This is a genomic window from Thalassobaculum sp. (assembly GCF_040219615.1).
In the GTDB taxonomy this organism is placed as follows: domain Bacteria; phylum Pseudomonadota; class Alphaproteobacteria; order Thalassobaculales; family Thalassobaculaceae; genus Thalassobaculum_A.
The window spans coordinates 150985-170188 of the sequence record NZ_JAVJSE010000010.1 but is presented as its reverse complement, the minus strand read 5'-3'; the positions used below and the strand labels follow the sequence as shown (position 1 = coordinate 170188).

General features: G+C 70.8%; 21 protein-coding genes. 13 read left to right on the top strand and 8 right to left on the bottom strand.

Going from position 1 to position 19204, the window contains the following annotated elements; genetic code table 11:
* Positions 1–75: 75 nt before the first annotated feature.
* Entirely contained in the window at positions 76–630 is a 555-nt protein-coding gene (locus tag RIC31_RS05490) for a GNAT family N-acetyltransferase (RefSeq protein ID WP_350103980.1), read from the bottom strand.
* A 254-nt stretch (positions 631–884) separates the two neighbouring features.
* Between RIC31_RS05490 and RIC31_RS05485 the strand changes: the two genes are divergently transcribed.
* Positions 885–2477: a sensor histidine kinase gene (locus RIC31_RS05485; protein WP_350103978.1), complete on the top strand. Its 1593-nt coding sequence runs from the start codon at positions 885–887 to the stop codon at positions 2475–2477.
* A gap of 50 nt (positions 2478–2527) precedes the next feature.
* Here the strand turns inward: RIC31_RS05485 and RIC31_RS05480 are convergent, their stop codons facing one another.
* Positions 2528–3352 (bottom strand): sugar phosphate isomerase/epimerase family protein, encoded by an 825-nt coding sequence (locus RIC31_RS05480; RefSeq protein ID WP_350103976.1) that lies wholly within the window; start codon positions 3350–3352, stop codon positions 2528–2530.
* A gap of 50 nt (positions 3353–3402) precedes the next feature.
* Here RIC31_RS05480 and RIC31_RS05475 point away from each other — a divergent pair, with 50 nt between their 5' ends.
* The 3 genes from RIC31_RS05475 to RIC31_RS05465 are packed head-to-tail and all read left to right on the top strand — an operon-like array spanning position 3403 to position 6763.
* Positions 3403–4290: a dioxygenase family protein gene (locus tag RIC31_RS05475; protein WP_350103974.1), complete on the top strand. Its 888-nt coding sequence runs from the start codon at positions 3403–3405 to the stop codon at positions 4288–4290.
* A 30-nt stretch (positions 4291–4320) separates the two neighbouring features.
* Complete coding sequence (locus RIC31_RS05470) at positions 4321–5556, top strand: cation:proton antiporter (RefSeq protein WP_350103971.1); 1236 nt, start codon at positions 4321–4323, stop codon at positions 5554–5556.
* 25 nt (positions 5557–5581) lie between these two features.
* Positions 5582–6763 carry a pyridoxal-phosphate dependent enzyme gene (locus tag RIC31_RS05465; RefSeq protein WP_350103969.1) on the top strand — a complete coding sequence of 394 codons (1182 nt, stop codon included), beginning with the start codon at positions 5582–5584 and terminating at the stop codon, positions 6761–6763.
* 51 nt (positions 6764–6814) lie between these two features.
* Here RIC31_RS05465 and RIC31_RS05460 read toward each other — a convergent pair whose 3' ends face one another.
* Positions 6815–7543, bottom strand: coding sequence for a VIT1/CCC1 transporter family protein (locus tag RIC31_RS05460; RefSeq protein WP_350103967.1), 729 nt, complete (start codon positions 7541–7543; stop codon positions 6815–6817).
* A 195-nt stretch (positions 7544–7738) separates the two neighbouring features.
* On the opposite strand from RIC31_RS05460, the gene RIC31_RS05455 reads away from it, so the two are divergent.
* The 3 genes from RIC31_RS05455 (at position 7739) to RIC31_RS05445 (ending at position 10496) form a co-directional block, all read left to right on the top strand.
* Entirely contained in the window at positions 7739–9115 is a 1377-nt protein-coding gene (locus RIC31_RS05455; protein ID WP_350103966.1) for an HD domain-containing phosphohydrolase, read from the top strand.
* Positions 9116–9242: 127 nt separating this feature from the next.
* Positions 9243–9398 (top strand): hypothetical protein, encoded by a 156-nt coding sequence (locus tag RIC31_RS05450; RefSeq protein WP_350103963.1) that lies wholly within the window; start codon positions 9243–9245, stop codon positions 9396–9398.
* Between the two features lie 39 nt (positions 9399–9437).
* The gene (locus RIC31_RS05445) at positions 9438–10496 is read left to right on the top strand and encodes an MFS transporter (protein ID WP_350103960.1); all 1059 of its coding nucleotides are present in this window, start codon (positions 9438–9440) and stop codon (positions 10494–10496) included.
* A gap of 15 nt (positions 10497–10511) precedes the next feature.
* Here RIC31_RS05445 and RIC31_RS05440 read toward each other — a convergent pair whose 3' ends face one another.
* Both RIC31_RS05440 and RIC31_RS05435 read right to left on the bottom strand, forming a co-directional pair.
* On the bottom strand, positions 10512–11876 hold the full coding sequence (locus RIC31_RS05440) for a glutamate--cysteine ligase (protein ID WP_350103958.1): 1365 nt from the start codon (positions 11874–11876) through the stop codon (positions 10512–10514).
* Between the two features lie 9 nt (positions 11877–11885).
* Positions 11886–12650 (bottom strand): 16S rRNA (uracil(1498)-N(3))-methyltransferase, encoded by a 765-nt coding sequence (locus RIC31_RS05435; protein ID WP_350103955.1) that lies wholly within the window; start codon positions 12648–12650, stop codon positions 11886–11888.
* 135 nt (positions 12651–12785) lie between these two features.
* On the opposite strand from RIC31_RS05435, the gene RIC31_RS05430 reads away from it, so the two are divergent.
* The 5 genes from RIC31_RS05430 (at position 12786) to RIC31_RS05410 (ending at position 15780) form a co-directional block, all read left to right on the top strand.
* Positions 12786–13127 (top strand): hypothetical protein, encoded by a 342-nt coding sequence (locus tag RIC31_RS05430; RefSeq protein WP_350103953.1) that lies wholly within the window; start codon positions 12786–12788, stop codon positions 13125–13127.
* Positions 13117–13587 (top strand): YaiI/YqxD family protein, encoded by a 471-nt coding sequence (locus tag RIC31_RS05425; RefSeq protein WP_350103951.1) that lies wholly within the window; start codon positions 13117–13119, stop codon positions 13585–13587. The genes RIC31_RS05430 and RIC31_RS05425 overlap by 11 nt, the downstream gene beginning before the upstream one ends.
* Positions 13588–13680: 93 nt before the next feature.
* The gene (locus tag RIC31_RS05420) at positions 13681–14838 is read left to right on the top strand and encodes a PQQ-dependent sugar dehydrogenase (protein ID WP_350103949.1); all 1158 of its coding nucleotides are present in this window, start codon (positions 13681–13683) and stop codon (positions 14836–14838) included.
* 109 nt (positions 14839–14947) lie between these two features.
* Positions 14948–15424 carry a hotdog domain-containing protein gene (locus RIC31_RS05415; protein WP_350103947.1) on the top strand — a complete coding sequence of 159 codons (477 nt, stop codon included), beginning with the start codon at positions 14948–14950 and terminating at the stop codon, positions 15422–15424.
* Positions 15406–15780: a cupin domain-containing protein gene (locus RIC31_RS05410; RefSeq protein WP_350103944.1), complete on the top strand. Its 375-nt coding sequence runs from the start codon at positions 15406–15408 to the stop codon at positions 15778–15780. Before RIC31_RS05415 ends, RIC31_RS05410 begins: the two co-directional genes overlap by 19 nt.
* Positions 15781–15789: 9 nt before the next feature.
* Here RIC31_RS05410 and RIC31_RS05405 read toward each other — a convergent pair whose 3' ends face one another.
* The 3 genes from RIC31_RS05405 to RIC31_RS05395 form a co-directional block, all read right to left on the bottom strand.
* The gene (locus tag RIC31_RS05405) at positions 15790–16725 is read right to left on the bottom strand and encodes a hypothetical protein (protein WP_350103941.1); all 936 of its coding nucleotides are present in this window, start codon (positions 16723–16725) and stop codon (positions 15790–15792) included.
* Between the two features lie 260 nt (positions 16726–16985).
* Positions 16986–17462: an ureidoglycolate lyase gene (locus tag RIC31_RS05400; RefSeq protein ID WP_350103938.1), complete on the bottom strand. Its 477-nt coding sequence runs from the start codon at positions 17460–17462 to the stop codon at positions 16986–16988.
* A gap of 3 nt (positions 17463–17465) precedes the next feature.
* Positions 17466–17999, bottom strand: a complete 534-nt coding sequence (locus RIC31_RS05395; protein WP_350103935.1) for a gamma-glutamylcyclotransferase family protein — start codon at positions 17997–17999, stop codon at positions 17466–17468.
* A gap of 156 nt (positions 18000–18155) precedes the next feature.
* Between RIC31_RS05395 and RIC31_RS05390 the strand changes: the two genes are divergently transcribed.
* Positions 18156–19142, top strand: coding sequence for a 2OG-Fe(II) oxygenase family protein (locus tag RIC31_RS05390; RefSeq protein WP_350103933.1), 987 nt, complete (start codon positions 18156–18158; stop codon positions 19140–19142).
* Positions 19143–19204: the final 62 nt, after the last annotated feature.

Sequence of the window (19204 nt, the reverse complement as noted above, 5' to 3'; positions counted from 1 at the left end):
ATGGCGAAAGATCTTTGACCTCAGATGCTTCGCTCCACATCCTGAGGCGCCCCCGCGACGCGGGGCCTCGAAGGGTCAGACCGGCCGCATGTCCGGGTCGTACTCCTCGCGCAGCAGCGCGAACAGCCGGTGGTCCTGCCAGCGGCCGTTGATCTTCAGGTAGCGCCGGGCCAGCCCCTCCTCGCGGAACCCGGCCTTGCGCAGCACGCCCTGGCTGGCCTCGTTGTGCGGCAGGGTGGCGGCCTCGACCCGGTGCAGCCGCAGGTGCTCGAAGGCGAAGGCGCAGGCGCCGTGCACCGCCTCGGTCATGTAGCCGTAGCGGGCGTAGGGCTTGCCGACCCAGTAGCCGAAGGTGCAGGACTGCGCGACCCCGCGCCGCACGTTGGCCAGCGTGATGCCGCCCAGCAGGGCCTCGTCGTCGCGCCGCACCAGGAAGAACGAGTAGCCCTGGTCGCGGCTCCAGTCCTCGGTGTAGCGCGCCAGCCGCCGGCGGAAGGCGGAGCGGGTCAGCGCGTCGTCCGGCCAGGACGGCTCCCACGGCACCAGGAAGTCGCGCGACAGGGCGCGCAGCTCGGCCCACTCCTGCCAGTCGCCACGATGCGGCGGCCGCAGGTAGATGCGAGGCAGCACGATACGCGGATCGGAGCGCGGCGGCGGAAACAACGTTAGGACCACGGCCCATCCCCCTGGGGGAAGTCATGCCTGGACATTGTCACGCGCGGCGGCGGCGCTGGCAAGCGCGTGGGCTGGCAGTACTGGGAAGGGCTGCTGTGCCGTTGCCGATCCGCGATGAAGACTATAGCGTTTATCGGATGATGGAAGATTCGCGCTTATGTATCTGAGTGCACAATCGCATTGCCGGTTCGTGGGGAGGCTGGAAACCGATGCGCATCGACGTGCTCAGTACGCGGCAGCGTCTGACGCTGTTCGCCGGGGCCGCGTTGCTGTTGCCCGTGATCCTGGTCGTCGTCTTCATGGTTTCCAGCGACTACCGCCTGCGCGAGGCGGCAGTCGAGCGCGAGGCCCTCGCCGCCGCGCGCGAGCTGATGCTGCTGTCCGATGCCAGGGTCGAGGCGGACCTGGCCGGGCTCAGGGTCCTGGTGGGCTCGGGCACGTTCGCCGATCGGAACCCGACCCTTTTGCTTGCTCGCCTGACCGGTGCCCTGACCGTCAATCCGGGCTGGAAGGCGCTGGTGCTGACCGACCTGCGCAGCGGGACCGTGGTGCTGGATTCCGGGTTGCCCGACGGCGGAATCGGCGCCGAGGAACCGGCGCGAACGTCGGTCGTGTCGCCGCCGCGCGTGCATGTCGGCGGAGTGGCCCGCGACGGCCGGAACTGTCCGTGCGTGGACCTTCACATGCCGGTTCCAGGATTGCCCGATCACCTGCTTTCGCTCGCGGTCGACCCCCATGTGTACCAGGCCATCCTGCTGTCGCATCTGCCGATGGGCGCCGTCGGTGGGATTGTGGACCGCGACGGGCTGTTCCTGGCACGCTCGATCGACTACGCGGACCGGTTGGGCACGCCCGGAACGCACTATGTCCGCGACGCCGTGGCGCGCGGCGGGGAGGGGATATATAGCGGCCGGACCTATGAGGGACTGGAGAACTACACCGCCTATGTGACCTCCGAGCGTCACGGCTGGTCGTCGCATGTCGCGGTCAACCGCAGCCTGATCGACGGTCCGCGCGCCGGATACCGGGCCGCCGTCGCGGTGGGATCGATCGCCGCCCTGGTCGCCGCGGCGGGACTGGTCGGTTACCTGGTGCTGGATCTCGCCATGCGCCGCCGCGAGGAGCGGGCCATGCTCGAGCTGCAGAAAGTCGAGGCGCTGGGCCGGTTCACCAGCACCGTGGTCCACGACTTCAACAACCTCCTGTCGGTCATGCAGTCGGCGCTGCATCAGATCGGAAAGCATTCCACCGACCCCGAAGTGATGCGGATCATCGGCCTGGCCCGGGACGCGATCCAGCGCGGCACCCGCCTGACCAACCAGCTCCTCAGCTTCGCGCGACGCGGCGACGTGGAGATCGAGAAGCTCGATCTGTCGACGCTGGTGCAGGGCATCGAGGGGTTGCTCGGTCGGTCGGTCGGGGACCGGACGTCGCTCAGCATCGAGATCGCGGAAGACGCGCGCTGGGTGCTCGCGAACCGGGACCAGATGGAGCTGGCGCTGGTCAACCTCGCCATCAACGCCCGCGACGCCATGGGCGGGGGTGGTCGCGTGACGATCACGGCCACGCGCAACGCCAACATGGTGGAGTTGTCGTTCGCGGACAGCGGACCGGGCATCCCTGATCATCTCCGCGGCCAGCTGTTCAAGCCGTTCGTGACGACCAAGGCGCCGGGCGAGGGCACCGGGCTGGGCCTGGCTCAGGTCGAGGGGGCGGTAAGGCAGGCCGGCGGCAGCGTCGAGGCACGCAACGCACCGCAGGGCGGAGCCGTGATCATCATGCGCCTGCCGGCGGCATCCTGACCCGCCCTTCCGGCCGCCGGGCCATCGGATGAAGGGGTCGGTTGGCGGCCTCAGCCGGCCGCCCGGCCTTCCATCAGCGCCACCGTCGCGGCGTGCACCCGGCGCACGCGCTCTTCGGCCGGCAGGGCGGTGCCCATCGGCACCTCCAGCGACAGGTTCGCCTCTACCGGCAGGACGGCGAGCAGCTCGGCCAACGGCAGCACACCCTCGCCGGGCGGCAGCCGGCCGCCGCGCGCCTCGGCGATGATCGCCTCGGTGCCGACCGGGGCCACCGGGCCGGCGTCGCACAGCTGGACGCTGCGGATCAGGCCGGCCGGCACCGCGGCGAGGTCGGCCGGCGTGCCGCCGTTGCGTTTCAGGTGCAGGGCGTCGACCAGAATCCGGCCGTTCGGCCGTCCGGCCCGGGTGACCACGTCGAGGGCGTCGTCGAGGGTGCGGACGGCGCGCCAGCCCATCCATTCCAGGTCGACGGCGATCGCCGAGCGGGCCGCCAGGTCGCACAGCGCGCCGAAGCGGTCGACCAAGCGGCCGCGGTCGGTGTCGTCGGCACACACGCTGAGGGACTCGGCGCCCAGCTCGGCCGCCGAGTCCAGGACCACCGCCAGGCTCGCCGGGTCGAAGTCCGCGCCGATGGTGGCGATCTCGACGTCGTGCACCCGGACGCCGCGGTCGTGCAGCCGGTGCCGCATCTCGGCCATCTGGGCGCGGCCGGCGGGGATCGTGTAGGCCAGGGCGCCGGGCGCCGCCGGGATCAGCCGCAGGCCGATCGAGGAATAGCCGGCGTCGGCGGCCAGGCCGACCAGTTCGAGGGGCGGCACGTCGAGCGCGGTGAAATGCGCCAGGCCGAGCGGCGGAAGCGAGACGGGAGCTGTCATGCACGGCAGGATAGCCCACGAGCCGACAGCTTTCACCCGGGAGGCCCGCCATGATCGCCGAGCGACCGGACGACGTCACCGCGGCGGCGCTCGCCGTCATGGCGCGCACCGCCGACCCGCGGCTGCGCGAGATCATGGTGGCGCTGGTCCGCCACCTGCACGGCTTCGTGCGCGAGGTCCGGCTGACCGAGGCGGAGTTCCGCGAGGCGACGGCGATCCTGAACGAAATCGGCCGGCTCTCGGACGACCGCCACAACGAGGCGGTGCTGATGGCCGGCTCGCTCGGGGTGTCGGCGCTGGTCTGCCTGCTGAACAACGGCGACGGCGGCGCGACCTCGCAGAACCTGCTCGGCCCGTTCTGGCGGATGCACTCGCCGCCGGTCGCGAACGGCGGCTCGATCGTCCGCTCAGACACCCCCGGCCCGGCGCTGTTCGTCACCGCAAGGGTGGTCGACCGCGACGGCCGGCCGGTCGCCGGCGCCGAGGTCGACGTCTGGCATTCCTCGCCGGTCGGGCTGTACGAGAACCAGGATCCGGAACAGGCCGAGATGAACCTGCGCGGCAAGCTGACCACCGATTCCGAGGGCCGGTTCTGGTTCCGCACGGTCAAGCCGGCCGGCTACCCGATCCCGACCGGCGGCGTGGTCGGCCGGCTGCTGCAGGCCCAGGGCCGGCACCCGTTCCGGCCGGCGCATCTGCACGCGCTGGTGTTCAAGGACGGCTACAAGACCCTGACCAGCCAGGTCTATGCCGACGACGATCCGAACCTGGAGACCGACGTGCAGTTCGGCGTGACCCGCGCGCTGGTCGGCCGGTTCCGGCGTCACGAAGAGCCGCACCCGACCGACCCGTCGGCGGCGGCGCCGTGGTACAGCCTCGACCACACCCTGGTGCTGGAGCCCGGCGAGGCCCGGCTGCCGAAGCCGCCGATCAAGTGAGGAGCCCGTCCCCGTGCTGACCTCGTTCCCGTGCTGACCCCGTTCCACGTCGCCGCCCTGCTGGTGGTGCTGACCACGGTGTTCGCGGCCGTGAACCATCACCTGCTGCGGCTGCCGACCACGGTCGGACTGCTGGTGATGGCGCTCGCCGCCTCGCTGGCGACCATGGCGGTCGACGCCGCCCTGCCGGCGCTCGGCATCGCCGACGCGGTGCGCGCCCAGGTCGAGGCGATCGACTTCGACAACACCCTGATGGACAGCATGCTCGGCTTCCTGCTGTTCGCCGGCGCCCTGACCGTCGACCTGAACGACCTGAAGGCGCAGCGCTGGATCGTGGCGCTCATGGCCAGCCTCGGCGTGGTGCTTTCGACCGTGCTGGTCGGGCTCGGCTACGCCTGGCTGGCCGGCGTGCCGGTGGTGGTGGCGCTGGTGTTCGGGGCCCTGATCAGCCCGACCGACCCTGTGGCGGTGCTGGGCGTCCTCAAGCAGGTCGAGGTCCCCAAGAGCCTGGAGACCAAGATCGCCGGGGAGTCGCTGTTCAACGACGGCATCGCGGTCGTGGTGTTCCTGGTGCTGGTGGCGGTCGCGTTCCCGTCCGGCGGCGACGGGCCGATGACCGCGGGCGGGGTGGCGGTGCTGTTCCTGCAGGAGGCCGTCGGCGGCGTCCTGTTCGGCGGCCTGATCGGCTGGCTGACCTACCAGGTGCTGAAGCGCACCGACGAATACGTGCTGGAGATCCTGCTGACCCTGGCGCTGGTGATGGGCGGCTACGCGCTCGCCCACGCCCTGCACGTCAGCGGGCCGCTGGCGATGGTGGTCGCCGGGCTGTTCATCGGCAACCACGGCGTCGCCTTCGGGATGAGCGCCAGGAGCGCGCGCCATGTCCGCGACTTCTGGCACCTGATCGACGAGATCCTGAACGCCGTGCTGTTCCTGCTGATCGGCGTCGAGGTGTTCGCGATCCCGTTCGGCGAGCAGGCACTGCTGCCGGCGCTGGCGGCGATCCCGCTGGTGCTGCTGGCGCGGTTCCTGGCGGTGCTGCTGCCGGTCGGCGCCATGCGTCTGCGGCGGCGGTTCACCGAAGGGGCGGTCGCGGTGATGACCTGGGGCGGCCTGCGCGGCGGCATCTCGGTGGCGCTCGCCCTGTCGCTGCCGGCCAGCGAGTGGAAGCCGACGATCCTGACCGCGACCTATGTGGTGGTGCTGTTCTCGATCCTCGTGCAGGGGCTTACCATCGGCCCGTTGATCCGCCGGGTGGTGAAGTAGCCGGCGCGCGCCGGAGGGTCCCGACATGGCCTACCGCCTGAACCAACGGCTCGCCGGCTTCCGCTGCCTGCAGTGCGGCACCGTTCATCCGGTCGCCGACCATTTCGCCGGCTGCCCGGTCTGCTTGGAGGCCGGCAGCCCGTCGAGCGTCGCCGCCGCGTACCGGGGGCTCCCGGGCAGCCTGGCGGCGCCGGGCGGGCGCGGCTGCGCGCGCTATGCCGACTGGCTGGCCTACCGCGACTGGCCGTCGCTGGGCGAGGGCGGGACGCCGTTGGTCGAGGTGCCGGGGCTGGCCGAGCCGCCCGGCGCCGGCCGGGTGCTGGTCAAGAACGAGGGCCAGAACCCGACCGGGTCGCACAAGGACCGGATGTCCATGCTGGCGGTCGCCAGGGCCTGCGAGGTCGGTGCCCGGGCCGTGGTCGCCGCGTCCAGCGGTAACGCCGGGCATTCGGTGGCGGCCTATGCGGCGGCGGCCGGCATCGACTGCGTGATCGTGACGATGCCGGGCATGAGCGCGAACTGGCGGCGCGCCGTCGAGATGACCGGTGCGAGACTGGTCGCCACCGAACGGCCCGAGACCCGCTGGACCTATGTCCGGGACCGCATCGAGGGCGAAGGCTGGTTCCCGGTGACGAACTACCTGACCCCGCCGGTCGGCAGCAACTGCTTCGGGGTCGACGGCTTCCGGACCATCGCCTTCGAACTGCACGAGGAGATCGGGGCCGGGAGCATCGGCTCGGTGCTGGTGCCGACCTCGCGGGCCGACCTGCTGTGGGGCATCGCCCGCGGGTTCCGCGACCTGGTCGAGGCCGGCCTGGCCCGCTCGGCGCCGAAGGTCCATGCGGTCGAGCCGTTCCCGCGGATCTCGGCGGTGCTGGACGGCGCCGACCACAGGGACAGCTTCCCGGGATCCTCGGCGCTGCTCTCGATCGGCGGCGACACGGTCGCCTACCAGGCGCTCGACGCCCTGGCGCTGTGCGGCGGCACTGCGGTGGCGGTGGCCGAGGCCGATGCGGTCCGCGACCAGAAGCTGCTGGCCGGGTGCGGCCTGTATCTGGAGTTGTCGAGCGCTGCCGCCCTGACCGGCCTGCGCCGGCTGCGCGAACGGGGCGCCGTCGCGCCGGACGAGACCACCGTGCTGATCGCCACCTCGCACGGCTTCAAGGAGGAAGGCGTGTTCGACGCCGGCATCCCGGTGGTCGGGTAGCCCGGCTGCCGCGTCCCGGCGGCGATTCGCAGGCCGCGTCCTGCCGTGGGTTCAGAGCCGCGCCAGCAGGTTCCCGACGACATAGGCCACGGCGGCGGCGGCCAGCCCGATGGCGGCGGTCTCCAGCCCGGCCCGCCACCACGGCAGCGGCGACCAGCGGCTGCGCATCGAGCCGATGGCGAAGAAGGTCAGCCCGGTCATCACGGTCGACGTCACGGTCGACGCCGCGAGCCCGAACAGGTACGGCAGCAGCGGGACGGTGCCGCAGACCACGAAGGCGGCGAAGGTGGCGAGCGCGGCGCGTAGCGGTTCTCGCGCAACCGGCTGCAGGCCGTGCTCGTCCGCCATCATGGTGTCGATCCAGCGCTCCCGGTCGGCAGTGATCACGCCGACCGCCTGGTCGAGCCCGTCGCCGTCGAAGCCCTTGGCATGCAGGATCTGCCGAACTTCCTCGCGCTCGCCGTCCGGCACCACGTCGATGTGCCGTGCCTCCATGGCCCGCAGCTGCGCGTATTCCTCGGCCTCGGTGCGGGTGCTGGAGTAGTTGGCCGCCGCCATCGAGAAGCCGTCGGCCAGCAGGTTGGCGGCGCCCAGGATCAGCACGATGCGCGACGACAGGTCGGCGCCGACCACGCCGGCGACGATGGCGAAGGTCGTGACCGCCCCGTCGATGCCGCCGAACACCAGGTCGCGCAGGTAGCTGACCCGCGGCCCGCGCGCCAGGCGCCGGCGGATCTGCTCACGGCTGTGGCCGTGCTCGAGGCGAGGTTCGGTGGTCATGCGCCGCCGCGGTGCTTCGGTTGTCCTGTCCCTTGCTACCACGGCGCGTGGCAACTGGCGCACTCCACTTGGACCCGGTGCGCTCGGTGATACGTAGAAATACCGACATAACGTACTCTTAACCAGTTGTGCCGGACAATGCGCCTTCGCTGTCGACGAGCCGCTTCCACCTCGTCGGAAAGGTCGGAGGATCGCATGCTGGACGGAGTGGGTTTGCCCTTGCTGGGCCATGCCGCCGCGCTTACGCCGTTCAACCGCAGCACGGTCTTCCGGATGCTGCCGATGCCGGCCTACATCAAGGACGTCGACCTCGTCTTCACCCACGCGAACCCGGCCTACTGCGAACTGGTGGGGCTCGATGCGGACGATATCGTCGGCAGCCGGGCCGCGCAGGTCGGTCTGCTCGACGCGACATGGCACGAGGAGACCGACCGGAAGATTCTGGCCGAGGGCGGGGTCGCGACCTTCCCCGTGAACGTCCGGCGCCTCGGCGCCCCGGCGCTGCGCGGCGAGATCTTCAAGATCCGCCTGGACGACGAGACCGGCCGGGCGGTCGGCATCCTCGGGGTCTTCATCGACCGCACGGCGCAGTTCGAGACCGAGCAGCAGCTCGTGGAGTCGCAGACCATCCACCGGCTGGTCGTCGAGAGCATCTCCGATGCCGTGTTCCTGCTGGACCACGAGCATCGCTTCGTATTCGTCGGCCCGGCCGTGACCGGCATCTTCGGCCTGGCGCCGCGGGAAGCGATGGCGCACGGAACCCTGTGCGCTTTGCTCGGCTGCGACTCCTGTGAACTCCACAGCCTGCGGCGCGACCGCGAGACCCGGAACATCGAGCGGAGCTTCACGCGGGCCGACGGGGAGGTCCGGGACGTCCTGATGACCGTCAAGCCGATCGAGATCGGCGCCTGCCGCTGGCTGGTCACCTGCCACGACGTCACCGATCGCAACGACAGCCTGAAGCGTCTGAAGGCGTCGATGGTGCAGACGGTCCAGGCACTGTGCACCACCGTCGAGCAGCGCGATCCCTACGTAACCGGCCACCAGGACCGGGTCGCCGACCTCGCGGTGGCGATCGGCCGCGTGATGGGCATGGACGAGGACCGGCTGGAAGGCCTTCGGCTCGGGGCCATCGTGCACGACATCGGCAAGATCAACGTGCCGATCCAGATCCTCAGCAAGCCCGGCAAGCTGTCCGGGCCGGAGTTCGAGATCATTCGCTCGCATGCCGAGGTCGGCTACCAGATCCTGAAGGACATCGACTTCCCCTGGCCGATCGCCCGGATGGTGCGCGAGCATCACGAGGCGATCGACGGATCCGGCTATCCGCTGGGGCTGACGGGCGACCAGCTGTTGCTGGAGTCCCGGATCATCGCGGTCGCCGACGTGCTGGAGGCGGTGACCTCGCACCGGCCCTACCGACCCGGGCTGGGGCTGACCAAGGGGCTGGAGATCCTGCGGGAAATGCGGGGTGCCAAGCTCGACCCCGAGGTCGTCGACGTCTGCGTAAGCCTGATCGAACGGCAGCAGATGTCGGTCCCCGGCTGGGTCGGCGCGATCGGGAGCGGCTGACCCGGCCCGCGCGCCCGGTTCCGGTCGGCGACGGCGCACGGCGAGCGGCCCGTTCATGTACGGCGGCCTGTCCTTGTACGAATGACCGGCGGCCGCTAAGACGCGGCGTCGCAAGGGGGCCTGACGAATGACGAACGATCTCGACGGCGGACCGGTCCGCCGGGTCGCGACGACCCTGCTCGACCCGACTTTCGCGGCGATGTGGCTGGCGATGTTCTTCAGCAGCGTCGGATCGTCCACGCTGCTGCTGGCGATCGCCACCCAGATCTATCTCGATACCTAGTCCGCGCTCGACGCCTCGCTGATCTATGCCGCCCAGTGGTTGGCGCCGATCGTCCTGGCGCCGCTGGTGATCGGGATCTTCGGGGTGCTGTCGCCGAAGGCGGCGCTGGTCGGTTGCGAGACGATCGGGATCGGGCTGGCGATCGGCATCGGATGGCTGGTTCCGCACGGACTGGCGCTGCTGCTGCCGTTGCTGGTGCTGCGCGGCATCGTCGACGTCACCGTCAAGTCCGGCCGCATGGTGGCGCTGAAGGCGTGCTTCTCGGGCGACCGACTAAAGAGCGCGATGTCGCTCAACTCCACGCCGTACATCCTCGGGCTGGCCAGCGCCGGTCTACTGGCCTCGGTCCTGGTCGGGCGCCTGGAGATCTGGTCGATCGCCCTCGTTGCGGCGGCGTGCTCCGGGATCGCGGCGCTGTTGTACGGTATGCTGCACGGCGGCGCGGCGGCGGCCCCGGAGCCGTCGGCGCTGGCGACCCGCCCGAAGCTGCGCGACATCCGCACCGCGCTCGACGCCGACCGGCCGCTGGCGCGCCGGTTCGCGCTCTACCTGCTGGTCGTCGCCACCATGCAGGGCTACCACACCATCGCCCGTACCGTGTTTCCGATCGAGCGCCTCGGGCTGGAGACCAGCGGGCCGGCCTGGCTGCAGACCGCGTCCATCGGCGGGGTATTCGTCGGCGCGGTTCTGGCGGCCGCCTGTGTCGGGCTACGGCGCTACGAGGCGACCCGGGTCGAGCTGATCGCGATCCTCGGATACGGCCTGATGCTCGCTACCTGGCTGCCGGCGTCGCCGGCCCCGGCGATGGGCCTGTATTTCCTGTTCATGCTGGTCTACGAGATCGCCTTCGTCCGCCTGACCGGGGAGATCATGGCGGCCTGCCGGCAGGAGCACGCCCCCAGTCTGTCCGTGGCCATGACCACCGGATCGCTCGGCGGCATGACGATGGTGACGCTCGCCGGCGGCTGGGCGGCGACGGCGGTCGGCCTGTCGTGGGTCTGTATCGGCATCGCCGCTATCGGCGCGACCGTCGTTCTCGCCGGCGGCCTTGCCGGTGGCCCGCTACGTCGCCCGGAACCGGTACCCGAAGCCGAGTAGCGCCGCCCCGCCGGCTCAGTACCGCAGTTCCTCGAACACCGGGTCCACCGAGCCGCCCCAGCGCGTGTCGTAGGCCGCGAGCAGTTCCTCCGCCGGGGTCCGCCCCGATTCGGCGATCGCGTCGAGCACGCCGAGGAAGCCGGTCTCGTCGTTGCCGGAGCTGTCCAGCCGACCGCGCCGCCGCAGGCCCTCGCGGGCCAGTCCCAGCACGTCGCGCGACCACGCCGCCAGGCTGCGGCCGCGGAACTCGGTCTTCAGGCCGTCGCGCGGCACCGCGTCGCGCAGCATCTGGTGCTCCTCGACCGTCCAGTCGCGGCACAGCTGCCAGGCCTGGTCCTGTACGCCCTTGTCGTACAGCAGCCCGACCCAGAGGGCCGGCAGGGCGCACAGACGGTTCCAGGGACCGCCGTCCGCGCCGCGCATCTCCATGTACTTCTTGAGCCGGACTTCCTGGAACACCGTGGTGGTGTGGTCCGACCAGTCGCCCATCGACGCGGTATGGCCTTCGGCCTCCGGCAGCTTGCCGGCGATGAAGTCGCGGAAGCTCTTGCCGGCGACATCGATGTACCGGTTATCGCGGTAGACGAAGTACATCGGCACGTCGAGCAGGTAGTCGACGTAGCGCTCGAACCCGAAGCCGTCCTCGAACACGAAGGGCAGCATGCCGCAGCGGTCCGGGTCGGTGTCCGTCCACACGTGGCTGCGGAAGGTTGTGAAGCCCGACGGCTTGCCCTCGTAGAACGGCGAGTTGGCGAACAGCGCGGTCGCCAGCGGCTGCAGCGCCAGGCTGATCCGGTACTTCTCGACCATGTCGGCTTCCGACTCGAAGTCGAGATTGACCTGCACCGTGCAGGTCCGCTTCATCATGTCGATGCCGAGATTGCCCTTCAGCGGCATGTAGCGCTTCATGATCTCGTAGCGGCCCTTCGGCATCCAGCCGATGTCGTCGCGGGTCCACTTCGGATCGAACCCGATGCCGAGCATGCCGACGCCGAGCTCGTCGCAGACCTCGCGGACCTGCGCCAGATGGGTGTGAACCTCGTTGCAGGTCTGGTGCAGGTTGTCGAGCGGGGCGCCCGACAGCTCGAACTGCCCGCCCGGCTCCAGGGTGATCGCGCAGCCGCCATGGGTCAGCGCAATGGTGTTGCCGTGCTCCTTGATCGGCTCCCAGCCGAAGCGGGTAAGGTTGTCGAGGATCACACCGATGCCGTCGGGGCCTTCATAGGGCAGGCGCTTTAGGTCGGAGAGCCGGAACGCGAATTTCTCGTGCTCGGTTCCGATCAGCCACTTGTCGCGCGGCTTGACCGACGACGAGAACCACTCGACGAGCTGCGCCTTGCCGGTGATCGGCGCGCCTTGGTCTTCAGGGGGACGGGACATGCGTGCCTCTTAATGGGTTGATGTCCGCCAATCGCCGGCCACCGCCTGCCAGACGGCGATGGCCGCCAGGGCGGCGGTATCGGCACGCAGGAGCCGAGGCCCCAGACCGACGGCGGTAACAAACGGCAGCGACCGGAGGCGGTCAAGTTCCTCCTGAGCAAAGCCTCCTTCCGGTCCGATCACGAATCCGACACGCTCGCGGATCGTCGGGCCGGCCGCGGCCAGCGCCTCGGCGATCCCGGGCACGCTGCCGCCGGCCCCGGACTCGTCGCACAGCACCATCGGCCGGTCGCTCGGCCAGGCTTCGATCAGCCGGTCGAGGGCGACCGGCTCGCGCACTTCCGGGACCGTCAGGCGCTCCGACTGCTCGGCGGCCTCCACGGCGTTGGCCGCCAGCCGGTCGGTGTTCACCCGGTCGACCATGGTGCGCCGGGTCATTACCGGCCACAGCAGCGAGGCGCCGAGTTCGGTCGCCTTCTGGGCGGTGAAGTCGATGCGGGCGCGCTTGATCGGCGCGAAGGCCAGCCACAGGTCGGGCTCGGGCCGTTGTTCGCGGGTCCGGCGCTCGACCCGCAGGGTCGCCCGGTTCTTCGCGATCGCCTCGATCCGGGCCAGCCACTCGCCGTCGCGGCCGTTGAACAGCGCCACCCCTTCGCCGGGGCCGAGCCGCAGCACGCTGCGCAGGTAGTGGGCCTGCGCGCTGTCCAGTTCAACGGCATCCGCCTCGGACAGCGGCGTCCGGACGTACAGGCGGGTCTCTATTCCGTCCTTCATGGCGGGGGTGTAGCGCCGGGCCGGGCCGGCGGCAAGCCGGCCCTGTTCCGGTCGCCGTCCTGCCCCGAGGCTGGCACATTTCCTGCTAACCTTGGCGGTATGCGCATTCCCTTCCTGTCACGCCCCCGCACGCCCGTGACCGATCGCCGCCGCCAGCGCCGGCTGCGGCCGCACGGCGACAGCTACGCCCGCATCGACGGCCGCGACTTCGCGATCCGCAACTGGTCGGAGGACGGGGTGCTGATCGCGCCCTATGCCGGCGGGCTGGCGCCGGGACAGCGGGCGGTCCTGTCGGTGGTGATCCGCGACTGGCACGATCCCGACGGTTCGCTGAGACTGGAGAACCTCGCGGTGGTCGTGCTGCGCATCGACGGCTTCGGTCTCGCCGCCCGGTTCCGCAACGTCGAGCGCTACAAGGCGGGGGCCCTGAAGGAACACTACGCCCGCAAGATCCGGAGTTCGCCGCGTGACCGATAGCAGCCCGACCGACGCCGCCCGCCGCCCGGAGATCTACGTCGACGCCGACGCCTGCCCGGTGCGCGACGAGATCCTGCGGGTCGCCGACCGGCACGGGCTGGTGGTGCACCTGGTCAGCAACCGCGGCTTCCGCACCACCGACCGGCCGAACGTGCGCAACGTCCTGGTCTCGGACCGGCTCGACGCCGCCGACGACTGGATCGCCGAGCGGATCGCCGCCGGCGACGTCGCGGTCACCGGCGACATCCCGCTGGCGGCGCGCTGCCTGGAGCGCGGGGCCCGGGTCCTGGACAGCAAGGGCAAGCCGTTCACCGAGCACGGCATCGGCATGGCGCTGGCCATGCGCGACCTGATGAGCGACCTGCGGGCGATGGGCGAGGTCAGCGGCGGCGGCCCGGGCTACACCAAGCAGGACCGGTCGCGCTTCCTCGAGGCGCTGGAGCAGGCCGTGCGCCGGTAGCGGCGGGCCGCCGGCCCTCGGACCGGCCCTTGGACATGCGCGCCGGCGCGCCATGTCATTCTGTGACGCAGATGGCGAGCACGGAGGCGACGGATGCGGACGACGACCGGGTGGATGGTCGCAGGCCTGGCGGCGGTATTGGCGCTGGTACCGGTCGGCGGCCGGGCCGAGATCCGGGCGACCGCCGCGGCCTGCGATCTGGTCGCGGAGACGCGGGTCGGCGGCTTCGAGCACCCCTGGGGCCTGGCCTTTCTGCCGGACGGGCGGGCGCTGGTGACCGAGCGGCCGGGCCGATTGCGGCTGGTCGATCCGGCCGGTGGCATCGGGCCGGTGGTGGAAGGCACCCCCGAGGTGGTGGCGCGCGGCCAGGGCGGCCTGCTGGACGTGGCCCTGCATCCCGACTTCGCCCGCAACGCTCTGGTCTACCTGAGCTACTCGGCGGCCTATGACGGCGGCGCCGGTACCGCGGTGGCACGGGGGCGGCTGGAGAGCGGTCCCGGCCGGCCGCGGCTGGCCGGGCTCGAGACGGTCTTCCGGATCAACCGGGCGAGCGGCACCACCCGGCATTTCGGGTCGCGGCTGGCGTTCGACCCGGCCGGCAACCTGTTCGTGACGGTCGGCGACCGCGGCGAGGACGAGCGCGCCCAGGATCCGGGCGATCACGCCGGTTCGGTGCTGCGGCTGCGCGACGACGGCAGCCCGGCGCCCGGCAACCCGTTCGTCGGCGCCGGTTCCGGCGGGGCGCCCGAGATCTGGTCCTACGGCCACCGCAACCCGCAGGGCATGGCCTGGGACCGGGCCGGCGACCGGCTGTGGATCGTCGAGCACGGTGCCCGCGGCGGCGACGAGATCAACCTGCCGCAGCGCGGCCGCAACTACGGCTGGCCGCGGATCTCCTATGGCGTGCACTACTCCGGCCGGCCGATCGGCGAGGGCAGCCGCGCCCCCGGGCTGGAGCAACCGGCATATTACTGGGACCCGTCGATCGCGCCGTCGGGGCTGGCGGTGGTGGCCGGGCCGCTGTTCGGGGCCTGGCGCGGCGACCTGCTGGTCGGGGCGCTGAAGGACGAGATGCTGGTGCACCTGACGGTCCGCGACGGCCATGTGGTCGGCGAGGAGCGGCTGTTCCGGCGGGCGTTCGGCCGGGTGCGCGACGTCCGGATCGGGCCGGACGGGGCGATCTGGCTGCTGACCGACGAGCCGGCGGGCGCGCTGATCCGGATCGCGCCGGCCGCGGGGCGCTGCGGCTGAGGGTGTTGAATTTTTGATGGTGCAGTGCAACATAGAGGGCAATCAACAAGCCTTCCAGGGTGGAGACGAGTGCCCGAGACAGGCTCGATCCAACCCCGTGGAGGCTCCGATGAGCCCGTCGCCCAGGACCTTCTCTTCGACCGCCGCCGAGGCGGTGCCGCCGGAGCCGCGAGGCGAGCCCGTTTCCGGTCCGCTGACGGTGCCCGACGATGCCGGTCCCGGCTGGATCCGGTCGGTGATGGACAAGGCGGCATCGGCCGTCGCGACCCGGCTGGCGGCAGGCCCGGTGCTGGCGGTCGCGGCCTCGCGCGCCGCCGTCACGCAGGCGGTCGCCCCGGGTGACAGGGTGCGACTGCACGTCGAGGAGATGCGCTACGGATCCACCTCGCTGACGCTGACGGTCGCCGCCTGGGCGGTCGCGCAGGACGGCGGCGCGCCGGAGAGGGCGGCCGCGGTCGAGTACACCTACATCGCGGTCGACGCCGAGGGCCTGCCCCGCCCGATCCTGGAGCAGATGCCGAAAGCCTGCGATGATCCGGCCGCCGACCCCGCCGCCGGAGACGAGACATGGATGCCGCCGACCTGATTCAGCACCTCGATTCGATCGCCACCTACTCGCCGCCGCTGCACGACGGCACGGTCAACCGGCGGCTGGTCGAGGCGGGGCTCGGTGCCGGCGTCGAGGTGATCCAGGGCCGGCTGGAGCCGGGCGGCACCGCCAGCCGGCACATGCACCGCGAGGCCTGGCAGATCATCCTGTTCCAGAAGGGCCGGGCCCGGGTCGAGCTGGGCGACGGGATCGCCCGGGAGGTCGGCCCGGGCACGGTGGTTCGGATCCCGCCGATGATGCCGCACTATGTCGAGATCCTCGGCGACGAGACCGCCGAGCTGATCGTGATCTACAGCCCGCCGGTCGGCCCGGACGGCTTCATCCCGGCCTGAGGGCGATCGCTATGTCGGTCGTGTAAGCTGCTGATTGGCGGCGCAACCGATCATCTGCTTCCGCTCTTCGAGCGACAGAATCCGGCAGAACACGATCAGCGAATCGAGCTCACCGGTCGCGGAGGAGGCAGTCGGCAAGCTGATACGCATCCAGTCCAGTTCCTCGACGCTTCCGTCCGACCGCAGGCACGGGCCGGCAAAGCGCTCGGCAAGGGGCTGTCCCCCGGCCAGCGTGCGCAAAGCGGAACGAACCACGCACTGCGCCAGGGCGCGATCCGGAACGCTCTCCGTGACTCGAGCATCGACGAAGCGGTCGGAGACCTCCGTCTCCCAAAGCGAGGTGAGCGCAGGCCGATAGGCGCCGAACACAATCTGGCCGTCGCAATCGCGCCGCAGAACCTTCAGGTTCACGTAGGGGCGGGGACCACTCCAGGACTTCATCGGCCAGGGGCTCGGCTCGCCGAGGTCGAGCCTGCCGCCGGTCATGCGCCAGGTGCCGAGCACGTAGCGCAGATCCGGATCCGATTCGTTCGCGATTGCTCGATCGGGCAAGTCGGAGACCGTGATTGCCGACGGCACGATCGGGGCGCCGCCGAACTCGGCTACGGCCCAGATCCATTCCGCCAGGCCATCGATCTCGCGCCCTGTGCACGTGTACGCGACCCAAGACCTACCTGTGTATGCGCTTGCCTTGACGAACGACAGCGTCGACGCGCGCTCGAAACCGCGAACCATGCTGAGCAGGGCCGCGATGGATGCCGGATGGGTCGCGCGCGGGTCGAACTCGATCTCGAGATACCCCAGGACCTCCTGCACGCGGATCCATCCGAGTGTATGCAGGGCAAACTGGCGGATGTCGTTGCCCAGACGTCCTACCAGCCTCTCCAGATCGCCTCGGCCGCCGCTCCCGTCGATCCACCGCGACTCAATTGCTGCGATCGTCACGTCAGCTTCCGTCCCAAAATCGTTCGAGCCACGCCTGTCCCGTACCTGCCAGAATGACGGTATCTTCCGCCGACAATACCGACGATCAAAGATTGCATTGTATCAAGTCAGCGGCGTCAAGTGCCCTGGCCTTCGGCATCTGGGATGCAGGCGGTAGAGCTCCGGTCGGGTAGCGAATGCTGCCCGGCGCAGCAGGTGGGAGAAAGCGCTCGCGGCATGCAGGGGCGCTCGGGCGCTGCAGCAGCGGGCCTGCCGGACAGTCAGGCCAGCGCCAGTTCGACCTCGACCGGCAGGTCGGTCCAGTCCTCGTCGCGGTCGCCGCCGTCGTTGAACATGACGGTCGCGAAGATCGCGTCGCGGTCCAGGACGGTCATCGGGTGGTGCCAGACGCCGGCGCGGTAGTTGATGCCGGTGCCGCCGTCCACCAGGAACAGCCGGGCGCCGGCCAGGTCCGGCCCGCCCTCGGCGCCGTCCGGGGCGACCATCACCACGTAGCGCGCCACGTCGACCGGCAGGAACGCCTGGCTTGAGAAGGCGTGCCGCTCCATCACCGTGGTCTTCAGCGGCAGCGAAGTCGGCGCGGTCAGGCTGGTCCGGAAGCAAACCTCCGCCTTGCCCGGCCGCCGGTTCTCGGCGAAGGCCGAGTAGTCGACCCGGCCCGGCTCGCCCGGCAGGGTCAGGATCTGGCCGAACGGCGCGAACGCCGCCTCGGTGATCGGTTCGGCAACCAGCTTCACGTCTCAGCCCTCCGCTGCAGGCGCCAGGTCCGGGGTCGACAGCAGCACGCCCTCGGCGCGCAGGCGCTCGCGCGCCTCGACCCAGACCGACTCCGCCTCGTCCGTGGTCATTCGTCCGTAGCACGCCATGTAGATCCGCGACAGCTCCAGGAATCCCGGCTTGTGACGGGCGGCCCAGCGCTCCAGGTCCCAGGGCTCGTCGGACGCCTGCACGCCCGCCTCGGCGCCGCAGAACGTCGCCTCCAGCACGCGGCCGTCCCGCAGCACCGGCCGGCAGGGCGCCATGTCGTAGTCGTAGTCCTCGAAGAACAGGATCCGGGCGTCCTCCTCGGCCGACGCGGTGGTGAACACCAGCCCGTCGACCGCGGCCGACGGGTCCTCGACCAGGATCGGGAAACTGTCGCGCAGGATCCGCATCCGGCGATAGCCGGGCAGCCGGGCCGGGGCCAGCGCGCCGGGGGCGGCCGGCCGCTCGAGCACCAGATTCAGCACGTCCAGGTCCATGAGGGTCCCGAAGAAGAAGTAACGCGTGCTCATCGCGGCGGACTCCGTGGCGGCCGGCATCGTCCCGGGATCGGCGGCGGAACATACAGGGAGAGGGTCGGCGGCTCAACGGCCGGCACGGTCGGGAAGGCCGAGAGTTTGGCCTCGCGGCCGTCCGGCGCTAGGGTTCCCCCGGAGGAGTTGAGAACGATGGCAATGACACCGCCGAACTGGGGCAGACGGCTGCCGAACTTCATCGCCGAAGACATGGCCGGCCGACGCTTCGAGTATCACCGCGACGTGGTCAGGGGGCCGACGGTCATGGTGTCGCGCGGCCCGTCGGCCGAGGTCGCCCGGGTGGTATCGGCGGTCGACGGTCGGGCGACGGTGCTGGCGATCGGCAAGGCACCGGGAACGGCGACCGTCACTCCCGGCCTGCGCGGACTGCTGGATCCGGAGGGTAAGATCCGCGCCGCCCTGTTCCCCGGCCCGGCGTCGGTCGTCGGCGCCCCGCCGGAAGTCCTGCTGGCGGATGCCGACCAGCGCCTGGTGGCGCGCGAGCGGCTCGACGAACCGGGCCTGGTGCGGATCCGGGCGGCGCTCGACGGCCTGAGCCGGCCGGCCGCCGGGGAGCGGCGGGCGACCGCGCCGGTCATGCTGCTGCCGAACCTCCTGGACCAGGATCTGCGCGACCGGCTGATCGCGGCGTTCAAGGCGGACAACCGCGAGGGCACGGTGGCCATCGTCGATGCCCAGGGCAACCCGACCATCGTCGAGATGCCGGACCGCAAGCGCCGGCGCGACCTGACCCTCGACCGCGGCGGGCCGCTCTACGCGGAGATCCACACGGCGATCGCCCAGCGGCTGATGCCGGAGCTCTGGAAGGCCTGGTGGATCGACCGGCTGCAGACCGAGGCGTTCTACGTCGCCAGCTACCAGGCCGAGCGCGGCGACTTCTTCTCGGCCCATCGCGACAACAACCTGCCGAGCACGGAGCGCCGCCGGATCGCCGTCAGCATCGAGCTGAACGACGACTACGAGGGCGGCGGGCTGGTGTTCCCGGAATACTCCGACGATCGCTGGCGCGCACCGGCCGGCGGCGGCCTGGTGTTCTCGTGCTCGCTGATGCACGAGGCGGTGCCGGTGACCGCCGGCCTGCGCTACGTGCTGCTGGTCTTCCTGGCCGCACCGACCTGACCGACCCTTCGAGCCGGATCGCCGAGAAACCGGTTGACGTGCGGGAAATGGAGATTAGGTGG